The sequence below is a fragment of the Agrobacterium sp. D14 genome (assembly GCF_001526505.1).
Classification (GTDB): domain Bacteria; phylum Pseudomonadota; class Alphaproteobacteria; order Rhizobiales; family Rhizobiaceae; genus Agrobacterium; species Agrobacterium leguminum.
In genome coordinates, this window is record NZ_ASXX01000032.1 from 381,469 (window position 1) to 401,749 (window position 20,281).

General features: G+C 56.9%; 22 protein-coding genes and 2 pseudogenes. 12 read left to right on the forward strand and 12 right to left on the reverse strand.

Translation table 11 applies throughout. The annotated features are described in order from the left end of the window. Positions 1–64 precede the first annotated feature (64 nt). Together L901_RS18715 and L901_RS18720 are read right to left on the reverse strand one after the other, a co-directional pair. Positions 65–1,141 carry a hypothetical protein gene (locus L901_RS18715; protein WP_147401550.1) on the reverse strand — a complete coding sequence of 359 codons (1,077 nt, stop codon included), beginning with the start codon at positions 1,139–1,141 and terminating at the stop codon, positions 65–67. Next, complete coding sequence (locus tag L901_RS18720) at positions 1,105–1,449, reverse strand: hypothetical protein (protein WP_003519955.1); 345 nt, start codon at positions 1,447–1,449, stop codon at positions 1,105–1,107. The genes L901_RS18715 and L901_RS18720 overlap by 37 nt, the downstream gene beginning before the upstream one ends. Before the next feature lie 105 nt (positions 1,450–1,554). Here L901_RS18720 and L901_RS18725 point away from each other — a divergent pair, with 105 nt between their 5' ends. Continuing rightward, positions 1,555–1,815 carry a helix-turn-helix transcriptional regulator gene (locus tag L901_RS18725; protein WP_003519954.1) on the forward strand — a complete coding sequence of 87 codons (261 nt, stop codon included), beginning with the start codon at positions 1,555–1,557 and terminating at the stop codon, positions 1,813–1,815. 52 nt (positions 1,816–1,867) lie between these two features. On the opposite strand, the gene L901_RS18730 is transcribed toward L901_RS18725, so the two are convergent. Together L901_RS18730 and L901_RS18735 are read right to left on the reverse strand one after the other, a co-directional pair. Beyond that, entirely contained in the window at positions 1,868–2,233 is a 366-nt protein-coding gene (locus L901_RS18730) for a DUF3768 domain-containing protein (RefSeq protein WP_003519953.1), read from the reverse strand. A gap of 5 nt (positions 2,234–2,238) precedes the next feature. Continuing rightward, positions 2,239–2,844, reverse strand: coding sequence for a hypothetical protein (locus L901_RS18735; RefSeq protein ID WP_059759468.1), 606 nt, complete (start codon positions 2,842–2,844; stop codon positions 2,239–2,241). A gap of 301 nt (positions 2,845–3,145) precedes the next feature. Between L901_RS18735 and L901_RS18740 the strand changes: the two genes are divergently transcribed. Both L901_RS18740 and L901_RS18745 read left to right on the forward strand, forming a co-directional pair. Continuing rightward, entirely contained in the window at positions 3,146–5,008 is a 1,863-nt protein-coding gene (locus L901_RS18740) for an ABC transporter ATP-binding protein (RefSeq protein ID WP_059759471.1), read from the forward strand. A 56-nt stretch (positions 5,009–5,064) separates the two neighbouring features. Continuing rightward, positions 5,065–5,457: a hypothetical protein gene (locus L901_RS18745; protein WP_059759516.1), complete on the forward strand. Its 393-nt coding sequence runs from the start codon at positions 5,065–5,067 to the stop codon at positions 5,455–5,457. A 43-nt stretch (positions 5,458–5,500) separates the two neighbouring features. Here L901_RS18745 and L901_RS27740 read toward each other — a convergent pair. Then, positions 5,501–5,715, reverse strand: a pseudogene (locus L901_RS27740) (hypothetical protein). 393 nt (positions 5,716–6,108) lie between these two features. On the opposite strand from L901_RS27740, the gene L901_RS18750 reads away from it, so the two are divergent. Next, positions 6,109–6,666: a hypothetical protein gene (locus L901_RS18750; RefSeq protein WP_059759473.1), complete on the forward strand. Its 558-nt coding sequence runs from the start codon at positions 6,109–6,111 to the stop codon at positions 6,664–6,666. A 22-nt stretch (positions 6,667–6,688) separates the two neighbouring features. Here L901_RS18750 and L901_RS18755 read toward each other — a convergent pair whose 3' ends face one another. The 3 genes from L901_RS18755 to L901_RS18760 all read right to left on the reverse strand — a co-directional run bounded on the left by L901_RS18755 (position 6,689) and on the right by L901_RS18760 (position 8,834). Then, positions 6,689–7,480, reverse strand: coding sequence for a hypothetical protein (locus L901_RS18755; RefSeq protein WP_059759475.1), 792 nt, complete (start codon positions 7,478–7,480; stop codon positions 6,689–6,691). Between the two features lies 1 nt (position 7,481). After that, a complete protein-coding gene (locus L901_RS26485; RefSeq protein WP_003519945.1) occupies positions 7,482–7,736 on the reverse strand; it encodes an AlpA family transcriptional regulator in 255 nt (84 codons plus the stop codon). Positions 7,737–7,850: 114 nt separating this feature from the next. Beyond that, entirely contained in the window at positions 7,851–8,834 is a 984-nt protein-coding gene (locus L901_RS18760) for a hypothetical protein (protein ID WP_003519944.1), read from the reverse strand. Between the two features lie 384 nt (positions 8,835–9,218). On the opposite strand from L901_RS18760, the gene aqpZ reads away from it, so the two are divergent. Then, entirely contained in the window at positions 9,219–9,944 is a 726-nt protein-coding gene (gene aqpZ, locus L901_RS18765; RefSeq protein WP_059759477.1) for an aquaporin Z, read from the forward strand. A gap of 52 nt (positions 9,945–9,996) precedes the next feature. Next, positions 9,997–10,290, forward strand: coding sequence for a hypothetical protein (locus L901_RS18770; RefSeq protein ID WP_003519942.1), 294 nt, complete (start codon positions 9,997–9,999; stop codon positions 10,288–10,290). Positions 10,291–10,502: 212 nt separating this feature from the next. Here the strand turns inward: L901_RS18770 and L901_RS27950 are convergent. Beyond that, positions 10,503–12,433 (reverse strand): annotated as a pseudogene (locus L901_RS27950) (glycosyltransferase family 2 protein). A 170-nt stretch (positions 12,434–12,603) separates the two neighbouring features. Between L901_RS27950 and L901_RS18780 the strand changes: the two are divergent. Continuing rightward, entirely contained in the window at positions 12,604–13,365 is a 762-nt protein-coding gene (locus tag L901_RS18780; RefSeq protein WP_035265120.1) for a transporter substrate-binding domain-containing protein, read from the forward strand. Between the two features lie 37 nt (positions 13,366–13,402). Here L901_RS18780 and uppX read toward each other — a convergent pair whose 3' ends face one another. Then, positions 13,403–14,695: a Wzx-type polysaccharide biosynthesis protein UppX gene (gene uppX / locus L901_RS18785; protein WP_035265123.1), complete on the reverse strand. Its 1,293-nt coding sequence runs from the start codon at positions 14,693–14,695 to the stop codon at positions 13,403–13,405. Between uppX and L901_RS27140 the strand changes: the two genes are divergently transcribed. The 3 genes from L901_RS27140 to L901_RS18795 all read left to right on the forward strand — a co-directional run bounded on the left by L901_RS27140 (position 14,673) and on the right by L901_RS18795 (position 17,057). After that, on the forward strand, positions 14,673–14,837 hold the full coding sequence (locus tag L901_RS27140) for a hypothetical protein (protein WP_156430059.1): 165 nt from the start codon (positions 14,673–14,675) through the stop codon (positions 14,835–14,837). The genes uppX and L901_RS27140 overlap by 23 nt on opposite strands. Positions 14,838–14,982: 145 nt before the next feature. After that, positions 14,983–16,278, forward strand: a complete 1,296-nt coding sequence (gene uppY, locus L901_RS18790; RefSeq protein WP_059759518.1) for a Wzy-type polysaccharide biosynthesis protein UppY — start codon at positions 14,983–14,985, stop codon at positions 16,276–16,278. Positions 16,279–16,304: 26 nt separating this feature from the next. Continuing rightward, complete coding sequence (locus L901_RS18795) at positions 16,305–17,057, forward strand: polysaccharide deacetylase family protein (RefSeq protein WP_059759478.1); 753 nt, start codon at positions 16,305–16,307, stop codon at positions 17,055–17,057. 55 nt (positions 17,058–17,112) lie between these two features. Here L901_RS18795 and L901_RS18800 read toward each other — a convergent pair whose 3' ends face one another. Both L901_RS18800 and L901_RS18805 read right to left on the reverse strand, forming a co-directional pair. Beyond that, entirely contained in the window at positions 17,113–17,763 is a 651-nt protein-coding gene (locus tag L901_RS18800) for a helix-turn-helix transcriptional regulator (protein ID WP_059759480.1), read from the reverse strand. A gap of 112 nt (positions 17,764–17,875) precedes the next feature. Continuing rightward, the gene (locus L901_RS18805) at positions 17,876–18,526 is read right to left on the reverse strand and encodes a response regulator transcription factor (RefSeq protein WP_035265127.1); all 651 of its coding nucleotides are present in this window, start codon (positions 18,524–18,526) and stop codon (positions 17,876–17,878) included. A 243-nt stretch (positions 18,527–18,769) separates the two neighbouring features. Here L901_RS18805 and L901_RS18810 point away from each other — a divergent pair, with 243 nt between their 5' ends. Beyond that, positions 18,770–19,123, forward strand: coding sequence for a DUF952 domain-containing protein (locus L901_RS18810; protein ID WP_059759483.1), 354 nt, complete (start codon positions 18,770–18,772; stop codon positions 19,121–19,123). Continuing rightward, positions 19,123–20,214, forward strand: a complete 1,092-nt coding sequence (locus L901_RS18815; protein ID WP_059759485.1) for a quinone-dependent dihydroorotate dehydrogenase — start codon at positions 19,123–19,125, stop codon at positions 20,212–20,214. The genes L901_RS18810 and L901_RS18815 overlap by 1 nt, the downstream gene beginning before the upstream one ends. Positions 20,215–20,281: the final 67 nt, after the last annotated feature.

The following is a 20,281-nucleotide window of genomic DNA, read 5'->3' on the forward strand; positions in this document are numbered from 1 at the left end:
CGTCTGCATTCGTCGCATCTTTCTCAGGTAGACATGCACGGTGGCGTGGAAATACCTGATGACCTTATCTATCCGTATCTTCCAAGCAGGCATTCAGCTGCCAAAACGCGCCTAACGCTCCGTCTAGATCGGTGGTAATGACTGTGCCCTTGTCATCGGTGATAGTAAGCGTTTTTTGACCCGATATCATCTGGTCCACAAAAGCCGTTTTGAAACCGGAAAAACTGTGCCAACCGAAATAGTCGTTAGGCTCACCTTCGGAACTGACGGGCGGTTCATTGTCAACCTTCCACGAGCTTTTAACAATACCGCTAAAGCTACCGTTCTCGATAAAGCCTTCGAGATCATGTCCACGTGCCTTCATAAACCCAATCGTGACATCGCCGCCGTTCTTTTTCTCCGCGTAGCAGGTTTCGCCCCAATCCTCCTCGCGCCTGCTGAACTCCCACGCTGTGGGTGTCGAAGACGCTGAAGCGTCGGTTTTGGGTGGGGCCGCGAACGGTGACGTCGCTTCGTCTTCCGATGAGAACAGTTTAGGCCCCAGCTGCTTCAATGCGACGTCGCAGTCATTCAGTCCCTCGTTCAGCGCGTAATAGTCCCGCTTATTGATGGCTGGAATAATCCAAGGCTGCTCGTTGCCTTCGAACTTAAGTGCCATTGCTGAGGGCAGTTTAGGAGAGAACGCGAAGCTTGTTGCCAGAGCAATGCCAATGGCGCCGTCTTCATTCTCAGGATAGCTAACATATAACTCCTCTGGGGAAATCACATCCAGTTCATGTGGCGCCGGGCTAAGAAAGTTTACGCCAACCTTTACCTGTGTGGTTTTACCGACCGGCAGGTTCCAGCCGGTTTTTCGAATGCGAAGGCCGCGAGCGATCTTATCAACGCCAATCAGGCGCGTTTCAATCGACAAAGACCGGCTAGGCCACGCTGTCGTGCGCAGTACGCACGCCGGTTTTGTATCAGCCCCCTCAGGCTGAGTGAGCAGCAACTCCCAAGGAGTGCCCTGAAAGTAATAGGTTTCCTCCGCAGCCGCGGCCGGGTTTAGCAACCCAGCGCCGAGCAGTCCGACAGCGGTCAGCGTCGTAAGTGTTTTAATGTGGCTCATGGCGCAACCTTCTTTCGCTTTGCTGAGCGCCACGTGAAAAATCCCATGACAGCAAGCACGAGAGCAATCACGCCCCATACCGACATATCGCCGAAGGTACCTTGCGATGACGCGATGAAGGCCATCAAGGCCGACACGAAAAAGATGATGGCACCCACCAGCGGCAGGCCGAAAGAGAACGCGCCACCGATCACGAGTAGCACGCCCGTCAGCATTCCCACCGCGCCAGCGCTGCCTGTGGCTTGATCGTTCAGCAACCCGCTTCCCGCCGTCACCGCGCAGGATTGCAGCAGCACCAATATGCCGAGGAAGAGTCCAATAATTCCAACTGCGATTTTCATAGTACCCCCAATTTGACGCCGAGTAGGCAACCGTAAGTCGTTAACAAGAAATATGTCGTATATATTCGATGGATTAATGCCCGGCAAGATGCTCGCCATGCCGGGATGGAACATCGCGAACGCATTGGATGGAATCTCAGGAAGGTCAGGACCGCTAAGCGCGTTACGCAAGAGAATCTTGCTGTTGACGCAGGGGTAGACCGAACCACCATCAGCGGCATCGAGAGAGGCGATTTTAATGCCTCGGTCGATTTGCTCGCGCGGCTTGCCGACGCGCTCGCCATCGATATCTCCTTGTTCTTTGAAGTACCTGCTGAGGCTACCCCGCCTGAACCGCTGAAGGCGGGTCGCAAGCGGGGGCGCTGATCGCCGGTCAAGCTGAAAAGGTGCTTGACGATGAAAAGATGGAGCGCACTGGTCAGTACTCATCTGCCCGCATGACTGTGAGCACTCGGCAGGTTACATCGTCATCTGCCGGATCGGATGATCCGAATTGCAGGTCGAGATCGTAGTAGTCGATCTTCCAAAAGAACACGGCGTCTTCGAGTGTGACCGCGCCAAAATCGTGCTCGCCGTAAGGGTCGTTGTCTGGCGAGAAATCATCGAACGTCTGCACCGCCACTATGACCGCTCGCCGTTGTTCGTCGCTAAGGTTTGTGACGCCCGGTGTCAGCAGCACTCGTCCGTCGGAGAAGCTTTTTCGAAAAGCGTCGTTCTTATCGCGGATGGCTGCGGCCCGAACGGCCGCATCCTCGCTGATGTTCTGTTTCAAAGCGCAGCCCATGGCGATCACTTCTCGACATAGGCAGGGTGAATAAGGGCCACCTGATCGACGCGGCGGGTGAAAGGCAGCATATCGAGATAATCGCGCCACTTGAGCCGAAGTCCTGTGTCGCCATCGATCTTGATGACGGTGGCTTCATACCAGCCCTCCAAGGGGCCCTCAGTCGCCAGCACGAGGCTACCCACGGTCAACTGATCCCAGCTTTCGGGCATATTTTTGGGCGGAACAGGGTACTCGATTTCGGGCGCGGGCTTATCCGGTACCGCACGCGGTTGCTCCAGCCGTTCGCGCTCCTCATCGGCTAGGTGGGCGGCAATCGCCTGATAAAGCTCTTGCTTCACGAACGGCACGAGCGCCTTGCCGCTATCGAACAGCTTGCCCTGCGGCAACCTGCCGAGAAACGCCCTGAGTTCGTCGCCTTCCACTTTGAGCGCCACCATGCCCATCAGTTCGGCAGCCTTCTCAGCTGCGCGGGTATCGGTGGCAGGGAAGAATGACGCGTGGGGCCTGCCGTTGTCGTCACGGCCGAGGATGATGACGGGGCAGGGCAGGGTGACGGCGGGTGCGGTGGTGAGGGCGGTCGCCGTGGGTGTAGCGGTTGAAACGTTCATGATCGTAGCTCTCCAAAACAAGAAGAGGGGCCAAACGGCCCCTCGCGCCGGCAGCAGCACCGGCGTGTTATGGTATAGCATTACAATCATAGATTGTCAAACTGTATGGTTGCAACCGTCACCACGGAGGCGGTTTCGGCGTGCTGAGAACATTTCAAGCGCGACCCACGCCGAACCTGATTAACGTTCTCTAGCTGCAAAAATCACAGCCGGTAATTGAGATTGAACGCCATGCATGGTTCCATGCCGGACGCGTAGCTGATTCCTCCCCGTCGATGCCAAACTGCGATCCGAGAGGCCCATGTCGATTTCAGATACGATTTTCCGCCCCTTCGAGACGCTGATACGGCCGCTCGATATTCCCTTTCGGCCGTTGCCGTCGAAAGGCCCTGTCGCGGTGCTGCTGCATTTCATCGGGATGTTTCGCGGCGTCCTTATTGCTCTTGCCCTGTCGTCCATGGCGGTTGAGGCTATCAACCTGTCGATCATCTGGGGACTGTCCGTTATCGTTGATGGCGTGACGGCGCAGGGAGCAGACGCTTTTCTGCGCAATGAGTGGCCACTGCTGACCGTGCTTGGGCTGTTGATTTTCCCCGCGATGCCGATAGCGTCGTTTCTTCTCAACACACTCACCTCGCACACGCTTGGCATCGCGATGCCGGCGGCCATCCAGTGGCAGGGTCACAAGGCGGTGGAGCGGCAGGATCTGGCGTTTTTCCATGAGCTTTATGCGGGGCAGGTCGCCTCGCGTCTTTCGCAGGTCTCGTCAGCCGTTCAGCAGCAGATCATCAACGCGTTTCAGACCGGACCGCGTTTCCTGTTGCAAATGACAGGCTCTCTTGCGCTTCTTGCCGCCTTGTCGTGGCAGCTGGCGCTGCCGGTGTTCATCTGGATCGTGCTGAATGTGGTTCTCGCCGTCAAACTTGCCCCCGTTTTCACGGAGCGGTCACGCCGGTCGGCGAAACAAAAGAGCCTTGTCTCAGGGGCGATCACCGATCTCTACAGCAATATGCAGATGATCAAGCAATTCGCTGCGGAAGATAGCGAGGCGGGCGCGATCCGCCGTATCCTGATGAAGGCCGTGCAGACGCAGCATCGGGAACAGCGTGTCTATCGCGCGTCCGAACTGGTCGTCGTGGCGCTCAACATGGCGCTGTGGCTGGCAATTCTGTCGGTGGGATTTTCCGGTCTGGTGAAGGGCTTTATCACGGTCGGAGAATTCGTCGGCGCCGTCTATATATTGCAGCGGCTATCAGGGCACACATTTACCTTCCTGCAGATGGGCCAGCAAATATTTCAGGCGATTGGCACCATCAAGGATGCCATGCCTGTCATGACGACGCCGCCGACCATTACCGACACGGCCGGTGCGGCGGAACTCAGCGTTCCTCATGGGAACATTGATTTCGACCATATCCGTTTTGCCTACAAGTCTGGCAGACCGGTGATCGATGGTCTGTCGCTCAAGGTCCGCGCGGGAGAGAGGGTTGGGCTGGTGGGCCTGTCGGGTGCGGGAAAAACGACGTTGGTCAATCTGCTTCTGCGCTTCTACGACATTCAGGAGGGCGCCATTCGCATCGACGGTCAGGATATTCGCGAGATCACGCAGATGAGCCTGCGCCGCAATATAGGGGTGATTGCGCAGGATGTGGCGTTGCTGCACCGGTCGGTTGGCGACAATATTCGTTACGGGCGACCAGAAGCGACGCAGGAGGAGGTGGAGCAGGCGGCGAAAGTGGCGAAGGCTGATGTGTTTATTAATGATCTCGCCGATAGTGAAGGACGAAATGGGTATCTCGCTTTTGTCGGAGACCGTGGCATCAAGCTTTCCGGCGGGCAGCGACAGCGGGTCGCCCTTGCGCGCGTGCTGTTGAAAGACGCGCCTATCCTGATCCTCGATGAAGCCACCTCCGCGCTTGATAGCGAGTCCGAAGCCGCCATTCAGGAAAAGCTCAATCTGGTGATGGAGGGCAAGACGGTGATCGCCATCGCGCACCGCCTGTCTACCATCGCCAGCATGGATCGGATTATAGTTCTTGACCACGGTCGCATCGTCGAAGAAGGGCGGCCGGGAGAGTTGATCGAGCGCGATGGATTGTTCGCGCGTCTCTGGAAACGTCAGATCGGGGGCTTCATTCCTGAAGACGAGTGGGTGGAGCCGTAAGTTGCAGCGGGTCGATGCTGTGGGCGGAGAAATTCATAACGCGTGAAGAGGGTATGATGAGAACCGACTGGAATTCGATCAGAGGCATGCTGAATGCAGCTGTCGATGCCTGCGAACGCATAGAAGCGTTGCAGTATGCCGAGGCTGACCGCGAAGCCACGACCGATATCGGTGACCAGAAGGTCAGCGTTCATGATTTTCTGGTGAGCGCGTGGACATACCCGGAGAAGCTTCGCTATCAGATCATACGCGAACGCCACGACAATGGCCTCGATATGCCATACGTGCCGGAGACAGCACGCATTCTGTTGGCAATGTCCCAAGCTGCGATTGAATTGGTAAACGCGGGTGAAGTGAGCCCTGCCAAACATGATATTCAGAAAATGATCAACTGGTTTGAGGAAGATTTAGTGCGCGGGATTGAACGTGCAATCGCCACTCGTCGATAGAAAGACCGCTATCGACAGAATTGCGTAACACGCCAACGACGGGTCAGATAGCCGCCAGACTTTCCACATTGGAATGTTCCTGACCCCGCAGCTTTGCCAAGTCCTCATCCATTTCGCTGAGCCGCATCATATGTGCAGTGATCTGCAATGAAATGATGTGCCGGTCGTCAATGGAGAAACGTTCCCACCTCTTGAGATTGTCGATGACCTCAATGAGGTCGAGACGTTCTTGTTCGAACTTCCCAAATTCCAGATCATTGCAGCCGGGCTCCTGTCTCGACTAGCATGAAACGTGGCATGCCGGGATCGGTTCAAACCGATAAGAATTAGCGTAAATTTTATCTAAATCGCCGTCTGGGCTTTTAGAGACGAACCGCAGGTCACCGCCGATACGCGTGTCCCTGTCCCCTGCGCCCCATAAATCTCTCTGAGATGTCGCCGTAAATAACTGTCGGCGTAAAGCCAATTAAATTTGCAAGCCAAAACGCTAGTGCGGGGAATCTCCACGCATGGCAGGTCTTGCTCCATCTGGAGACATCAATGCCGCGCTCGCGAGGGTACAGGCATATGGGGAAGCTGTACCCAAATTACCTACAGATACACACTCACACACAATCAACCTCGGAATAACCAAACGAAGGAACAAACACTATGAGTACCCGACAGATACTCGATGGCTATACGCAAATGGTTGAAGAGAGAACAGCAGGCGGTTGGGAAAGTTATATGCTCACGCTGATGTTCAATGCGCTAAGCGGCAATGAAAAAGCCAAGAAGGCCCAGATGCGTTACACGGTGGAGCAGCTTTATGTTCGCGTACTGACCCGCCTCATCAAACGGCCCTATAAGACCCCGAGTATTCAGATGCCATTCTGGCTCGCCAGTTACGACTGGCCAGTGCGGAAGCTGTCTGGCTGGTCCACATCGGACAGCGCAATCAACGACGGGATGCATATTCACGTACTGGCAATGGTGCCGCCGAATGCGCGTACCGGACGCCGAGTAACGGACCTTATCGCGAACGCACCAACTAGTTTCCTGATCGGCAAGACTGCGCCACTTTCCCGCATTCATGTCACGCCCATCGAAAAGACGCTGGCACGGGCCGCGGCATATACTCTGAAGTCAGTAGATAGAAAGAGAGCGACCCCGGAAGAGGTTATTGTTCTTCCGAAGTCGAAGCGCGAATTGACTAGTTGGCGTACGTGATTGGTGGACCGTCTGGAGGCGGTTACGCTTTCTTGTGCTTGATCGAGCGTACAAGAATGCTCGTGGCGGGGCCAATCGTGATGATCTCACATTTCATCTTGAACAGCTCGCCCTGCGGCAGACGCCTGAAGGCCTTCGCTGATTTTTTGATCAGTAAGTCCGCATGTACGATGGTCAAATCGTTCTCTGCTGCCAATGCTTTGTCTTTATCGGAAACAGGAGACCGCTCTAGGTTTTTTGCCTTTTCGGAGACAACGCCCTGATCGGTCGCGTTCGAAGAACTAGCAGGCAACGCCTGCGTTTTGGAGCGCTTATTGGACTTCTCTTCACGCGCAGTCTTGTTTTTGTTTGCGTGTTTGTCTGCCAGTGCCTTCAGGCCCTTATTATTGAGTTTGACTGCTAGGTCGTTCCCCGAAAAACCTTTTTCGACCAAAGGTCCAGCGGCGCGAAAGTAGAAGCTTGCCCTTTTTTGCGCATCCTCCCCCGGGCCCACCATGTACTTCAGAACCCACCGGACAGCGTCGTCCTGCTCGGTTTCTTTTGGCTTCCCGATGCTGTTCGGGAAACGATTGCAGAAGGCTTTCCAGAGCTCGGCGTTCTTTTCCAACTTCAAGCCAAGATCGCAAGCCGTGGCAATATTTTCGCATACCCCTAGCCTATAGCCTTTTTCCCGATTGAAGTGCCGGAATTGCAATTTCGAAACAGCACTGTTCATATCAAATACCGACAGTTCTTTCGATTTCGGATTATCCGATTTTCCCTTCAACTTAGCTGCAGGCGCTGCGCCGCGATTTTTTGAGGAAGAAGTGGACATGTTATTTGCCTCCCCGCTCGATTTCACGCAGGAGGTCATGGATATCCTCGGCTTTCCATACGGTGACCCTTGGAGAGATTTTGAGCGGTTTTGGAAATTTGCCGTTTTTGACGCCCGCCCAGAAACCTGACTTGCTGATTGGCAGCGGGCCGCTGGGGCCAACAATCTGGTTGAGGCGTACAAATCCCGTTTGCGGGAAGGTCGGCGGTACACTGCGTTCGTGCAGTTTGTCGTTTTGAAAAGGTATGTGCTTCATGTCTTTCGTCCTTTCGATCTTGAAGACGGAGAAAGATTGACGCGAAATTCATCGATTTAAAATTCTGTGCATGTCCATGGACATAGCAGCCAAAAATGGACAATATTTTTGTGTTTAGTCTTTGATTATCTTTTGAAAAATTTCATTGAAGGATGCAGCCTCTATATCGTTAAGCTTGGCAGGTGCAAAAGCGGTGGCTGGCCCGTCGCCAACGAGGCGCATCGTCTTCCGTTCAAGGTCAGTGTCGGTCATCCGTCCAAAGATGTGAGCGGCAACATAGCGAGTGCGGCGCATCCAAATGTCGAGGTAAGGCTGGTGGTTTTGATAAGAGAAGAAGCCATCTAGAATGAGTTGCAGCAACGTTTTTCGGTTTATGCGGATTGTTGAGGCCGCATACAGCAGCGCCAATGTTTGCTTGTTCTGGCTCCATCGTTGATGAAGCAACGACCGCGAGACGTATTTTTCTTTGTAAGGGAAGGAGGGGTTTTTATCTTTCAGCACATCCAACATGAGGACAGCTTTGCTGAGGCTCGGAAGAAACGGGCGGCCTCTTGCACTGGATCGATCTATAGCATGATGAAGAAAACGCATGGCGAGCACGCACGTATTTATCGATTTTTCATCCCGCTCAAATGTTATCCAGAGTAGCTCGAAAGACGGATTTTGTACGAAAGCTTGATAGCCACCCAAGCAGTCATAGATTTCGACCAAAAAGTCCATGCTTGTGAGAATGTAACGGGCCGTTATGTCTCTCTCTAAGCTCAACTCAGCGTCGCCCAATTTCCATTCGGCATCACGCATGTGATCAAGAGCTGCGTGCACCATGAGAACTTCTCGCACCCGACGCTCTCGAGGTGTAATCAGCCAGCCGCCGAAACTCGCGGCCAGAACCTCTTTGTAGCCGGGATAATACTCACGGCTGTCGAGCAGCACCTGCAAGATTTCAGTGGCTTTGTATTTGCCGACAAGCGCAAGGACAGTTGGGCGGACGTGGTCGGTTGCTTGGTGTTCGGGAGCCCAACGCTGTTTCAGCGCGTTGAGAGCCGCGACGACATCCTGCATTTCCTTTGATTCAATCACATCTTTGATGTCGACCATGCTATCTCGCCTACTTTGATGAACGAGGAAAGCGTATCTGATTCATGGAGTTTTATGCAGTACGGGTGCGGTGGCCTGCTTTTCGACACCGCTTTAAGGGCAGCTGTTAAGATCGAACGAGCTCCAGTTCGTCCAGCAACATCCAATAAATTTACGGTGTATTGCGCGGTAAAATAACTTAGATAGAGAAATTATACACAAGTTTTCAGTTGCTTATACTAGCGTTTTGATTCCCTTCACCCGCTCCATTTCCAGACATCTGACACTCTTCCAGTGCCGCGTTTAGCCGCCATCGTGTCGGTCGTTGCGCTAATATGCAATTTAGCTTGACTACGATTAAATTGCACGTAATAGTTGATGCAGTCGTAACATAGGGGAAGTGTTATGAGTCGCAAACTTCTTTCGGAATTTCTGGGAACCTTTTGGCTCGTGTTCGGAGGGTGCGGCAGTGCGGTTTTTGCCGCCGGCTTTCCTGAACTCGGCATCGGCTTCCTTGGTGTCGCTTTCGCTTTTGGTCTGACGGTTCTGACCATGGCCTATGCGGTTGGCGGTATTTCGGGCGGTCATTTCAATCCGGCCGTTTCAGTCGGCCTCACCGTTGCCGGTAAGTTTCCGGCGGCGAACCTCGTGCCCTACATTGTGGCGCAGGTTCTGGGGGCGATCGTCGCGGCTGCGGCGCTTTATGTCATCCTCACCGGCAAGGCGGGGGCTGAAATCGGCGGTTTTGCCGCCAATGGTTATGGTGAACATTCGCCGGGCGGATATTCTCTCGTATCGGCGCTGCTGATCGAAGTCATCCTGACGGCGTTTTTCCTGATCGTCATTCTGGGCTCAACGCATGGCAGGGTTCCTGCCGGCTTCGCGCCGATCGCCATCGGTCTTGCTCTTACCCTTATTCATCTGATTTCCATTCCGGTCACCAATACATCCGTCAATCCGGCCCGCTCCACGGGACAGGCATTGTTCGTTGGCGGATGGGCGCTGCAGCAGCTCTGGCTGTTCTGGCTCGCTCCGATCCTCGGCGGCGCCATCGGGGCCGTGATCTGGAAAATCTTCGGCGAGGAAGAGAAGGCCGGCCATGCCGGTTCGGTTCAACCTGCGCAGACATGAATAAGAGGCTTTGTTTCCTCGAATGGTCGGGGAAACGACTGAGGAGGATGACATGGATCTTGCTTCGATATTGGCCCAGATCGTCGGCGGTGCGGTAGGCGGCACGGCAGGCGGAAAGATAGTGAAGGACTCCGATCTTGGTTCGCTCGGCAATCTGATTGCCGGCGCCATCGGCGGTCTCGGCGGCGGAACCGTGCTCGGTTCGCTGCTCGGCGCGGCGGGCGATGCGGCAGCCGGCGGCGTGGATATCGGCGCTCTCGCCGGCCAGCTCGTTGGCGGCGGCGTCGGCGGTCTGATCGTGCAGATCATCGTCGGCCTGATCAAGAACAAGCTCGTTACCAAGTAGAGCGGTTCGCTCGCCTTCAGGATGAAATGACGGACCTTGCCGGAGGAGGAGCTTCGTTCGGCAAGGCATTGGCTCCTGTTATCGATGACGGCGGTAGTGGAAAGTGTGAAGTGGCTTTGCTGGCAGCAGCAATGTGACTGAAGCCATGAGCCGCTGCCGCGGCTGGTCGAAAGAAGTATCAGGACTGTTTTGGCTCTGCCGAAGATGCCGGATCATGAGGTATTTTTGGCGACTGGCGCGTGTGGCGTCTTGTTCCATGCGAAGGGTTTAGTTTTGAGTTCCACCACGGCCCGCCAGGCCGCGATGGACAGCATCAGCCAATATGCGGGCATCGCCAGCCACCGCCTTCCGACATGCCTTCTTTCATAGGCAATCATTCTGCTGCGGCCCATCAGCACGAAGATCGTGTAGCTTCCAACGATATTCAGCACATCGATAAAAAACAGAAGACCCTGCCAGGTGAGCAACAGGTCAGCGCCATTTTCCCGGATGGCGATGGTCATGAATGCCAGCGAAACGAAGAGCAGGGGGTGGGCCAGCGACGACAGAAGCATGCCGCCGATCAGCAGTTGAAAAACCACATAGGCAAACCATCCCATGTCGCGCGCGGTCGCAAAGGGCGCACGGGTCATCACCAGCCAGCTTTGCAGCCAGCCCTTGTACCAGCGTGTTCGCTGGTTCAGCCACACGGATAGCGAGGTCGGGGCATCCTCCAGCGTCTGTCGCCGGATAACGCCGCAACGATAGCCCAGCCGATGCAGCCGGAGGCCGAGATCGGCATCTTCCGTTACATTATAGGGGTCCCAGGCGCCGGCCTCCCGCAGCACGGCGGTCCGGAAATGATTGGAGGTGCCGCCAAGCGGCAACGGCAAGCTGTGTGCGGCGAGGGCAGGTAACATGCAGCGGAAGAGGCCGGAATATTCCAATGCGAAACAGGCGCTGAGCCAGGAGGAAGAGGCATTGCTGATGATAAGCGGCGCCTGCAGGCAGGCCACCTCGTCCGGCTCGTTGCGGAAGGTGGCATAGGCTTCGCGCAATTGCTGCGGATGGGGCCGGTCTTCGGCATCATAGACCGCAACGAATGCGCCGCGCGCGCCGGAAAGCGCGTAAGTGAGGGCTTTGGGTTTGGTGCGCGGCAGGGAAGGCGGCACCCTGACGACCTCCATATGCGGGCCGGGATTCATCCGCTGGATCGCCTCGATCGTCGCGCCGTCGTCCGCCTCGCAGACGAGCTTGATGTCCAGCCGGGATCTGGGCCAGTCCAGACGTTCCAATGCGCCGATGAGCTGCCCGACGACGGCCTCTTCCCGGTAAAGCGCCACCAGAACGGTATAGACAGGCAATTCGTTTCCTGCCGAAGAGGCAAGATGGCGTCCTTTTCCATGGGTAGATGGACGAGCGCGAACAGCCTGAAAAGCAGGGTCAAAAGGTAAAGCATCGTCAGGGTGACATGCAGATACGTAAATGCCGCTTCCGTGTAAAACAGCAGCGACAGAATGAGCAGGGTAAGGAGAACGCCGCTACAAAAACCCTGCTGGCCATGCAGCGTGATCCTGGCGGAATGGTGCGGTGCCGTGTTGAAAAGTCGCTGTTGGGTCTCAGCCGAGCGGCGGGCCTCGCCCGCTTTCCAGATTGCGCTGCGCATGGCCTGCGGGGTTGTCACGGCAAAGTCGTCGAGAAGACGCGGACGCTGATCCAGCATGTTTTTCAGCGACGCCATCCGCGCCAGTTCCGGTACGATCAGCAGCGTCGGTGTGCCGTTCAGCGGTGTCAGCCGCAGGAACCTTGGCTCGGAGAGCTGAGTGTCCAGTCTGTTCAAGTCCGTCACACGATCCGGATCGATTTCCGGGAGAAACGGCAACCGCAGGAATCTGGCGAAGGCACCGAAATAGGCATCCGTCGTGACGAGACCGCTTGCCAGCAATTCGTCCTCCAAAGTCGAGCCATTTTCCAGAGCCCGTTGTTCGAATGCCTCGATATAGGGCCTGCCCAATCCCAGCGAAGAGAGAAAGCGGGCCTGTCCGGCCTGGTCCTGTTCGGAAACGGTTGAGAGTGGATTTTCACTGGCGTGGGAAAATGCAATTTTTCGTGTCGCCGGCGTCGTGCGAAACGAATCTCGTGTATATTGTCTAAAATAATCCATGCATCGCCGCCGCCGTCATGGTAACGCCCCACTTCCTGTCACGGATAGTATAGATGAGAATGACGAATGTAACGCGGAATATAAGTATCGGTTTTACTTTAGCTTTCGCTTTACAATTTACTGGTTTTTTTAGCGATGTACGCGCGGAAGGCCTGTCGGACGGGAACCGGATGCCGGTGCTGTTCGATGCGCAGGAGCGGTTTCCGGGCGGCGATCTTTCCTCCGTTCCCCGCATCAGATTTCTGATGTCGGTCGATTTCCCGCCCTTCAATTTTACCGATCAGGAAGGCCGGCTTGCGGGTTTCCATGTCGATCTGGTGCGTGAAATCTGCGCTCAGTTGAAGGTCGAAAGCAAATGCCAGGTGCAGGCGCTGCCTTTTGACGAGCTGGAGGCGGCTTTGGAAATGGGCGAGGGCGAAGCGGTGATTTCCGGCCTCGCCACCACCGCCGACCTGCGCAAGAGTTTTACCTTCTCGCGGCCCTATCTCTTGATGCCCGCTCGTCTTGCGGTGAACAAGGCGGCGAAATTCACCGGCTCCGGTGCCGATGCGCTTTCGGGAAAGAAGGTGGGTGTGGTTGCCGGCTCGCGGCACGAACAGATGCTGAAGGCGTTTTTTCCAAAGGCCGCGGCCGAGGGCTTCGATGGCTACGAGCCGATGTATGACGCGCTGAAGAAAGGCAAGGTGGATGCCATCTTCGCCGACGGTCTGCGCCTGCCTTTCTGGGTTTCAGGAAGCGCTTCCGAAGGCTGCTGCGCGCTCTTCGGCGGTCCCTATATGTCCGACAGGTTTCTCGGTGAAGGCCTGTCCATCATGACCGTCGATCCCGATAACGTGCTTGTTCCGGCTTTCGATCAGGCGCTGGCGGCCCTTTCCCGCAACGGCCGGCTGGAAGAAATCTACCGGCGTTATTTCCCTTATGGGCTCTATTAGGGAGAGCCGGCCACCGGATCGGTTCCTGCGCCAGCTCCTATTTTGCTGGCGCGAAAACCTCTTCATTGCGGCGCAGGCGCAGCAGCGCGATCCATACGGCGGCGGCGATGGCGGTTTCCACCATGAAATAGCTGCCGATCGTTCCCGAAATGCTGAATGACCAAGTGAAGAAAGCGACGACGACGGAGCCGATGAGGTTGCCGCTGTTCCATATCTTCGCGCGAATATCCTGCCGTCCGGATGCGCCGAGCGCCTCGAGCGCGGTGGCGGCAACGGCCATGGGCAGAACCGCCCAGCAAAGCACGCGGGTGATGATGGGCAGCGAAACATATTCATCGCCGAACAAAAGCGGCAGGAAGGGCGCGATGATGAAAATGACGAGCGCACTGCCGGTCGCGATGAAAAGTGCGGCCTTCAGCACGTTATAGGCGCGTTCTATGGTCTTGCTGATGCCCTGCAGGGCGGCGGAAGCCGAACCCGGATAGATCAGCCGGTTGAGGGCCTCGACGGAGAGATAGGAACTGTCGAGAATGCGCCGGGCGATGGAATAGCTGCCCAGCACCTCGGCGCTGGCAATGGCGCCGAGAACGAGAATATCGGCATTGCCGCGCACGGCCTTGAACAGGAACTGGGTGGAAAACAGGACGCCGATGCGGATTTCCTCACGCACGATGCGGAACACCGGGCTGCCGAGTCTCGCTATCGCCTTGACCGAGATCATGGCCGCAATGGTGTGGGCCGCAAGGTTCCACAACGCCCATGCCTCTACGGTTTCCACCTTGAAGATGAGGCAGGCGACCACCGCGGCAATGGTGCGGGCGACGGCAAACATCACTTCCAGCTTGTTGGCGGAGGCGAAGTCGGAATGGGCGATGAAGCTCTGCGTGGAAAGCGAGATGACTTTCAGGAGGACGAGGTTCGTGAACAGGATCAGGAAGGTGGTGATCAGCGTGTGCAGCAATGTTTCCGAGGTCGGGAAAAATACCGGGATCGTCACCATGCCGATGATCGTCAGCACCACGCCTGTCGCGGCGCTCAAGAGATAGCTGTGGCCGAGCATGACGGGAAACATGCTGCGATCCTGCGCGACACGGCGGATCAGCGATTCCTGCGAACCGATGCCGCAGATCTGGACGCCGAGATTGGTGACGGCCGTGATGGAGGCGTAAAGCGCGAATTGTTCGACACCGAGATGGCGGGCAAGCAGCGCGAAGGTCAGAAGCTGAGCGGCGCTGGACATGAGGAGCGCTCCGCCGGATGCCATGTAGGTCAATCCCAGTCTGACTAGATGGCCGAGCCGCGGCGTATTGAACGACACCTCATTCTCCATGTTTTCCGGCATTGCCGGGCGAATTCAAAAATTGACTGCGCTGCTTTTAAAATCTGGCGAACTGAAAAAGCCGCAACCGGCCAATAAAGTGAAAGTCCGCGACCCGAATGAATGGCAGTTTATCCTGTCTTATCCCTCTTGAGGTAAGAGAGGGTTAAAGCAATTGCATAATAATGATGATAATGACTGTTTATGGTTATTTGGACATGGCCCTGTTTCAGAAGGGTTTCGTTGTTCGTCACAAGGCAGGCCAATGATCCGACTATCCATTTTCGATGCAGGCGAACATGCCGCGTTTGGCTGATACGCAGCCCGTCTCTGCGCAAGGCAGCGCCATATCCCTTGCCGGCAGCAGGCGCGACGCGTTTTTTTTCGTCGCCACCATGCTCTATATCTGGATTTCCGTCGCGCCTTTCGAAAATCTCGCAGCACCGCCGGTGCCGCACGCCGCCGCAAACCAGCTGACCGGCCTCGTGATCGCATTGATCCTCGGCGTTTTTGCGCTGCGCCACCGGCTGACGGGGCTTCTGCTGCGGCCGCGGCTGCCCATTCTGCTGCTGTTCTTCTGGCTGGCGATATGCTCGGTGGTTGGAACCCAGCCCGGCACCTCGCTGCAACGTCTGATCTTCACGGCGCTTCTGTGCTTCATCACCAGCGTCCTTGTCGTCATGCCGCGCGACCGGCGACAGTTCGACCGGATGATGGCCATCTTCGCCATCATTCTCTTGGCGCTGTGTTATCTGGGGGTGATCTTCCTCAGCTCGCGCTCGATCCATCAGCCCTATGATCTCGATGAAAAAGCGCTGGCGGGTGACTGGCGCGGTATCTTCAATCACAAGAACGCCGCCGCGCCCGCGATGATCATTCTCTTCATGATCGGGCTTTACCTGCGCAACGCCTGGTCGACGCTGGGCGGCATCGCCATCACACTGCTGGCAGGGTTCTTCCTCTGGAAGACCAACGGAAAAACCGCGGCCATGCTGTTGCCCGTCACGGTGGCGCTGATCTGGATCATGGAAAGGCATGCCAACCGTACTTTGTTGATGATCGGCGGTCTTCTGGCCTTCATCAACATATCCGCGGTCGGCTCCACCTATTTTCCGAGTATACAGAATTTTGTCGAAGGCCTGGGCATCGATTCCACCTTCACCGGGCGGACGGACATATGGCGACTATCCTTCGACACTTTCGCGCAATCGCCGATCTTCGGTCAGGGGTTCCAGGCATTCTGGACGAGCGACCGGCTCCTGTCGCAGGCCGATATTGCCGGCACCTGGGCGGTCACGGCCTTCCATGCCCATAATGGCTATATTGAAAGCCTGCTGAACGGCGGCCTGCCGGCCTTCATTCTCACCGTCATCTGGCTGGTCATCATACCCGCGAACGATTTCCGCACGGCGGTGGATAAGGGCACGGATCCGGGCCTGACCCGACTTTTTGCGAGAATTTGGGTGTATGCGTTACTTTCTTCGTGTTTAGAGAGTAATTTCTTTACCGGAACCGGGCCTATCTGGTCTTCTCTTCTAATCGCAATCTATTGTTTGAGGCATCAGGCTTACGACATACTCGAAGAGGGACAGTAATTTGCAGACAGGCCGGGGGGCTTTGTATGACGCAAAAAATCGGGACTTTTACCGACCGGATCAATAACCGGCTGGTGCGCTATTTCCCGGGACCGGCGGTGCGGATCGAAACATTCGAACCGATCGTGTCCTTCACATTCGACGATGTGCCGGCAAGCGCCTGGACGGCGGGTGCGCGCATTCTGGAAAACGAGGGCGTTTGTGGCACGTTTTACATCGCCGGCGTGTTTATCGACCAATACGATGAACAGCAGCAGATGATTTCCGCGAAAGGCTGCTCGGAACTGGCGGCGGCTGGCCATGAGCTCGCCTGCCACACCTTTTCTCATCGCAAACTCTCGAGCTTTTCCCGACGGGGGCTCGAGGAGGATCTCGATCGCAATGACCGCGTGCTCGGCTCATTCGATACAAGCCGCCACGGGCGCAATTTCTCCGTTCCCTTCGGCATGGCTTCACCGGTCATGCAGCCGCTGCTGCGACGTCGGTTCAGGACGGCGCGCGGCATCATGCCGGGGATCAACCGGGGCAGTGTCGACCCGCATAATCTTGCCGCGGTCGAGTTGCGTTCGGACCAAAACTACCTCGACGCCGCCGATGGCTGGCTGGAGGATGTTCTGCAAAAAGGCGGCTGGCTCATCATCTTCACCCATGATGTTTCGCAGACGCCGAGCTTTTACGGTTGTTCGGAAGGCAGATTTCAGGGTCTCGTCCGCAGGGCGGTGTCGGGCGGTGCGAAGATCATGACGGTCGATGCCGCCGCAAGGACACTCGGTCTTTAAAGGAATATTCGCAGCGCGCGTGCCCGGTCGATACCGCGGAAAACGCAATTGCGGGTTATTGGCTGGCCCAGATGATGCGGGCGATCCATTCCACATCGGCCATGTCGAAGCTGCGGTTCGGATGTTCCGGGTTGAGCGAAAGAAGCTCGATGTTTTTTGGGCTTTGCCGCGCCAGCACCTTGGCCATCACTTCGCCGTCGCGGCTTTTCAGCACCACGCGGTCGCCGCGCCGCACCTGTGCGCCGGGCTCCACGATGAGGATATCGCCGTCGCGGTAGAGCGGCATCATGCTCTCGCCCTGCACCTCCAGCGCATAGACGCCCTGTTTGCGCTCGGGAGAGGAGGGGAATTCCACCACATCCCAGCCCTGACCCGCCGGAAAACCGCCATCGTCGAAAAAGCCGCCGGAGCCCGCCTGCGCGAAACCGAGCAGGGGAATGGCGTTATCGGCGCCGGAAGGCTGCATGGCCTGCGCCCTGCCGAAAGCATAACCGAAAAACTGGTCGACGCTTGCCCCCGTCGCCTCCAGCACCTTGGAGACGGATTCAGTCGAAGGCCAACGTTTGCGGCCATCTGGCCCGAAACGTTTCGATTTATTGAACGAGGTGGGATCGAGGCCGGCGCGCTTCGCCAATGCCGAAGGCGTTAGCTGGTGGCGTTCGGCAAGCGTATCGATGGCGCTCCAGATCGTCTCGTGTGACAGCATGATAGAAAGCCCGCAAGTGGAGCCGATAGCGGAAAAGCTCCTGTCGTTTACTGACCGGAATCTAAACCATATCCGGTCAGGAGTAAAGCAAGGAAAGGAATAAAATCCTTTTCTACGCCACCATGGCCGATGTATTTATCTTGGCGAGCTGGATCACCGCCTGGGTGCGGCTGTCGACCTTGAGCTTCAGCAGGATCGCGGAGACATGCGCCTTGATGGTGGCTTCGGAAACATTGAGCTCATAGGCGATCTGCTTGTTCAGCAGCCCTTCGGCCAGCATGCCCAGAACCCGGCTTTGCTGCGGCGTCAGCGTTCTGAGCCTGCCGATGAGATCGGCCACGTCAGGATCCTGTTCCTTGTCGCCCTGATGACCCGCCGGTATCCAGACATCGCCTTCCAGAACCGCACGGATGCCGTCCCTGATATCGTCGATACCGGAGGATTTGGAAATGAAACCGGAAGCACCGAGTTCGATGGAGCGGCGCACGGTGGTCGCATCGTCCGTTGCCGAAACGATGACGATCGGCAGGCTGGAGAATTCCGCCCGGAGCGCCATCAGGCCTGAAAATCCGCTGACCCCCGGCATGGCGAGGTCGAGAAGCATGAGATCGGCGTCGTTGCGCGCTGCGGCTGCACTGCGGGCGGCCTCGAAATCCCCGGCTTCAATAATGCTCTGTTGCCCGTCGAGGCCGGATACAGCCTGTTTCAGGGCGCCGCGAAAAAGCGGGTGGTCATCTGCTATGATAATGACAAGTTCCGACATTCTGGCCCCCTCCCAAGGGCGTTATGCGGTTCTTTTTCTGATACTGGCTCACTCCCATTTGCCGGTGGTCGAAACACGTCCGGCTCCTCCGCGAAAGGTTGCGCCAATCGGTCCCGCATTACAAGGGAAAGCTTGTGGACAGGCGGTCTTTCAGGCTCTCCGCAATAAAAATGCCGTGGAAACTGTGGACAATCTTCGAGCTTTGCGGCAAATCCCGCTGAGTGGAAAGCCTTGGAGAGCCCTATGCAGGAAACGCCCGCGATCATCTATAAAATCGTGCCGGAGACGTTATGGAGCGCGGCAAAGGCGAAGGGCGTCTTCGAAGGTGCGGCCATCGACCTGACCGACGGCTTCATTCATTTTTCAACGGCAAAACAGGCGGCAGAGACCGCCGCGCGGCATTTTTCCGGCCAAGTCGATCTGCTTCTGATCGCGGTCGACGGCGCGGCCCTCGGCGACAAGCTGGTTTATGAGCCCTCCAGAGGCGGCGATCTTTTCCCGCATCTTTATGCGCCTCTTCCCTTGACCGCCGTGCTTTGGGAAACGCCGCTTTCGCTCGGTCACGACGGCCAGCACCAGTTTCCGGAGATTTTGTGATGAGCGGATTATTTTCCTCGATCGGCCGCAAGGGCCTGTTTCTGGTCGATCCGGAAAAGGCGCATGGCCTGTCCATTGCGGCGCTGAAAAGCGGCTTCCTGCCCACCTGCATGGTGCCGCACGATCCGCTTCTGCAGCAGACGGTGGCTGGCCTCGTCTTCCCCAATCCGCTCGGTATGGCGGCGGGTTATGACAAGAATGCGGAAGTGCCGGGGCCGCTTCTGAGGCTCGGTTTCGGCTTTACCGAAATCGGCACCGTCACGCCCAAGGCGCAATCCGGCAATCCCAGGCCGCGTATCTTCCGTCTGGTCGAGGATGAGGGTGTCATCAATCGCCTCGGCTTCAACAATGAAGGCCATGCGGCTGCGCTGGAACGTCTGAAGCAGGCAAAGCTGCGCGGCATCGTCGGTGTCAATATCGGCGCCAACAAGGATAGCGAAGACCGCATCGCCGATTATGTACAGGGCATCGAGGCGTTTTATTCGGTCGCATCCTATTTCACTGTCAATATTTCCTCGCCCAACACGCCCGGCCTGCGCGATCTTCAGGCGCGCGAAAGCCTTGCCGCGCTTCTCGCCGCCGTGCTGGAACGCCGGAAAGTGGAAGCCGAACGTTTCGGCAAACGCATCCCGGTCTTCCTCAAGATCGCGCCCGATCTGACCGAAGAGGGGCTGGACGACGTTGCCGAAGAGGCGCTCGCCCATGATCTCGATGGCCTGATCGTTTCGAACACCACGCTTTCCCGCGAAGGTCTGAGGCCGGGCCCGCACAAGGGCGAGGCAGGCGGTCTCTCTGGCAAGCCGCTCTTCGAGCTTTCCACCACGGTTCTCGCCAAGATGCGCCGCCGCGTCGGCGGCAACCTGCCGATCATTGGCGTCGGCGGTGTGTCATCCGCAGAGACAGCTTTGGAAAAGGTGAGGGCAGGGGCCGATCTCGTGCAGCTCTATTCCTGCATGGTCTATGAAGGCCCCGGCCTGCCCTCGGCCATCGTCAAGGGCCTGTCGAAGCTGGTCGCCCGCGAGGGCGTACAGTCCATTCGCGACTTGCGTGACAGCGCGGTGGACCGCTGGGCGGATCGCAAGCTCGGTTGAGAGCGGGCCTGGACGGTTGAGGTAGCTCTTCCTCTCTACCCTCATCCCTGTGCTTGTCACAGGGATC

Bases quoted from the DNA above. Each gene is read 5' to 3' on its own strand.
- L901_RS18745 (WP_059759516.1), top strand. From the start codon at position 5,065: ATGAGAACCGACTGGAATTCGATCAGAGGCATGCTGAATGCAGCTGTC.
- L901_RS18760 (WP_003519944.1), bottom strand. From the start codon at position 8,834: ATGGTCGACATCAAAGATGTGATTGAATCAAAGGAAATGCAGGATGTC.
- L901_RS18770 (WP_003519942.1), top strand. From the start codon at position 9,997: ATGGATCTTGCTTCGATATTGGCCCAGATCGTCGGCGGTGCGGTAGGC.
- L901_RS18805 (WP_035265127.1), bottom strand. From the start codon at position 18,526: ATGTCGGAACTTGTCATTATCATAGCAGATGACCACCCGCTTTTTCGC.
- L901_RS18810 (WP_059759483.1), top strand. From the start codon at position 18,770: ATGCAGGAAACGCCCGCGATCATCTATAAAATCGTGCCGGAGACGTTA.
- L901_RS18795 (WP_059759478.1), top strand. From the start codon at position 16,305: ATGACGCAAAAAATCGGGACTTTTACCGACCGGATCAATAACCGGCTG.
- L901_RS18730 (WP_003519953.1), bottom strand. From the start codon at position 2,233: ATGGGCTGCGCTTTGAAACAGAACATCAGCGAGGATGCGGCCGTTCGG.
- L901_RS18735 (WP_059759468.1), bottom strand. From the start codon at position 2,844: ATGAACGTTTCAACCGCTACACCCACGGCGACCGCCCTCACCACCGCA.
- uppX (WP_035265123.1), bottom strand. From the start codon at position 14,695: ATGGAGAATGAGGTGTCGTTCAATACGCCGCGGCTCGGCCATCTAGTC.
- L901_RS26485 (WP_003519945.1), bottom strand. From the start codon at position 7,736: ATGAAGCACATACCTTTTCAAAACGACAAACTGCACGAACGCAGTGTA.
- aqpZ (WP_059759477.1), top strand. From the start codon at position 9,219: ATGAGTCGCAAACTTCTTTCGGAATTTCTGGGAACCTTTTGGCTCGTG.
- L901_RS18725 (WP_003519954.1), top strand. From the start codon at position 1,555: ATGGAACATCGCGAACGCATTGGATGGAATCTCAGGAAGGTCAGGACC.
- L901_RS18780 (WP_035265120.1), top strand. From the start codon at position 12,604: ATGCCGGTGCTGTTCGATGCGCAGGAGCGGTTTCCGGGCGGCGATCTT.
- L901_RS18750 (WP_059759473.1), top strand. From the start codon at position 6,109: ATGAGTACCCGACAGATACTCGATGGCTATACGCAAATGGTTGAAGAG.
- uppY (WP_059759518.1), top strand. From the start codon at position 14,983: ATGCCGCGTTTGGCTGATACGCAGCCCGTCTCTGCGCAAGGCAGCGCC.
- L901_RS18815 (WP_059759485.1), top strand. From the start codon at position 19,123: ATGAGCGGATTATTTTCCTCGATCGGCCGCAAGGGCCTGTTTCTGGTC.
- L901_RS18755 (WP_059759475.1), bottom strand. From the start codon at position 7,480: ATGTCCACTTCTTCCTCAAAAAATCGCGGCGCAGCGCCTGCAGCTAAG.
- L901_RS18720 (WP_003519955.1), bottom strand. From the start codon at position 1,449: ATGAAAATCGCAGTTGGAATTATTGGACTCTTCCTCGGCATATTGGTG.
- L901_RS18740 (WP_059759471.1), top strand. From the start codon at position 3,146: ATGTCGATTTCAGATACGATTTTCCGCCCCTTCGAGACGCTGATACGG.
- L901_RS18800 (WP_059759480.1), bottom strand. From the start codon at position 17,763: ATGCTGTCACACGAGACGATCTGGAGCGCCATCGATACGCTTGCCGAA.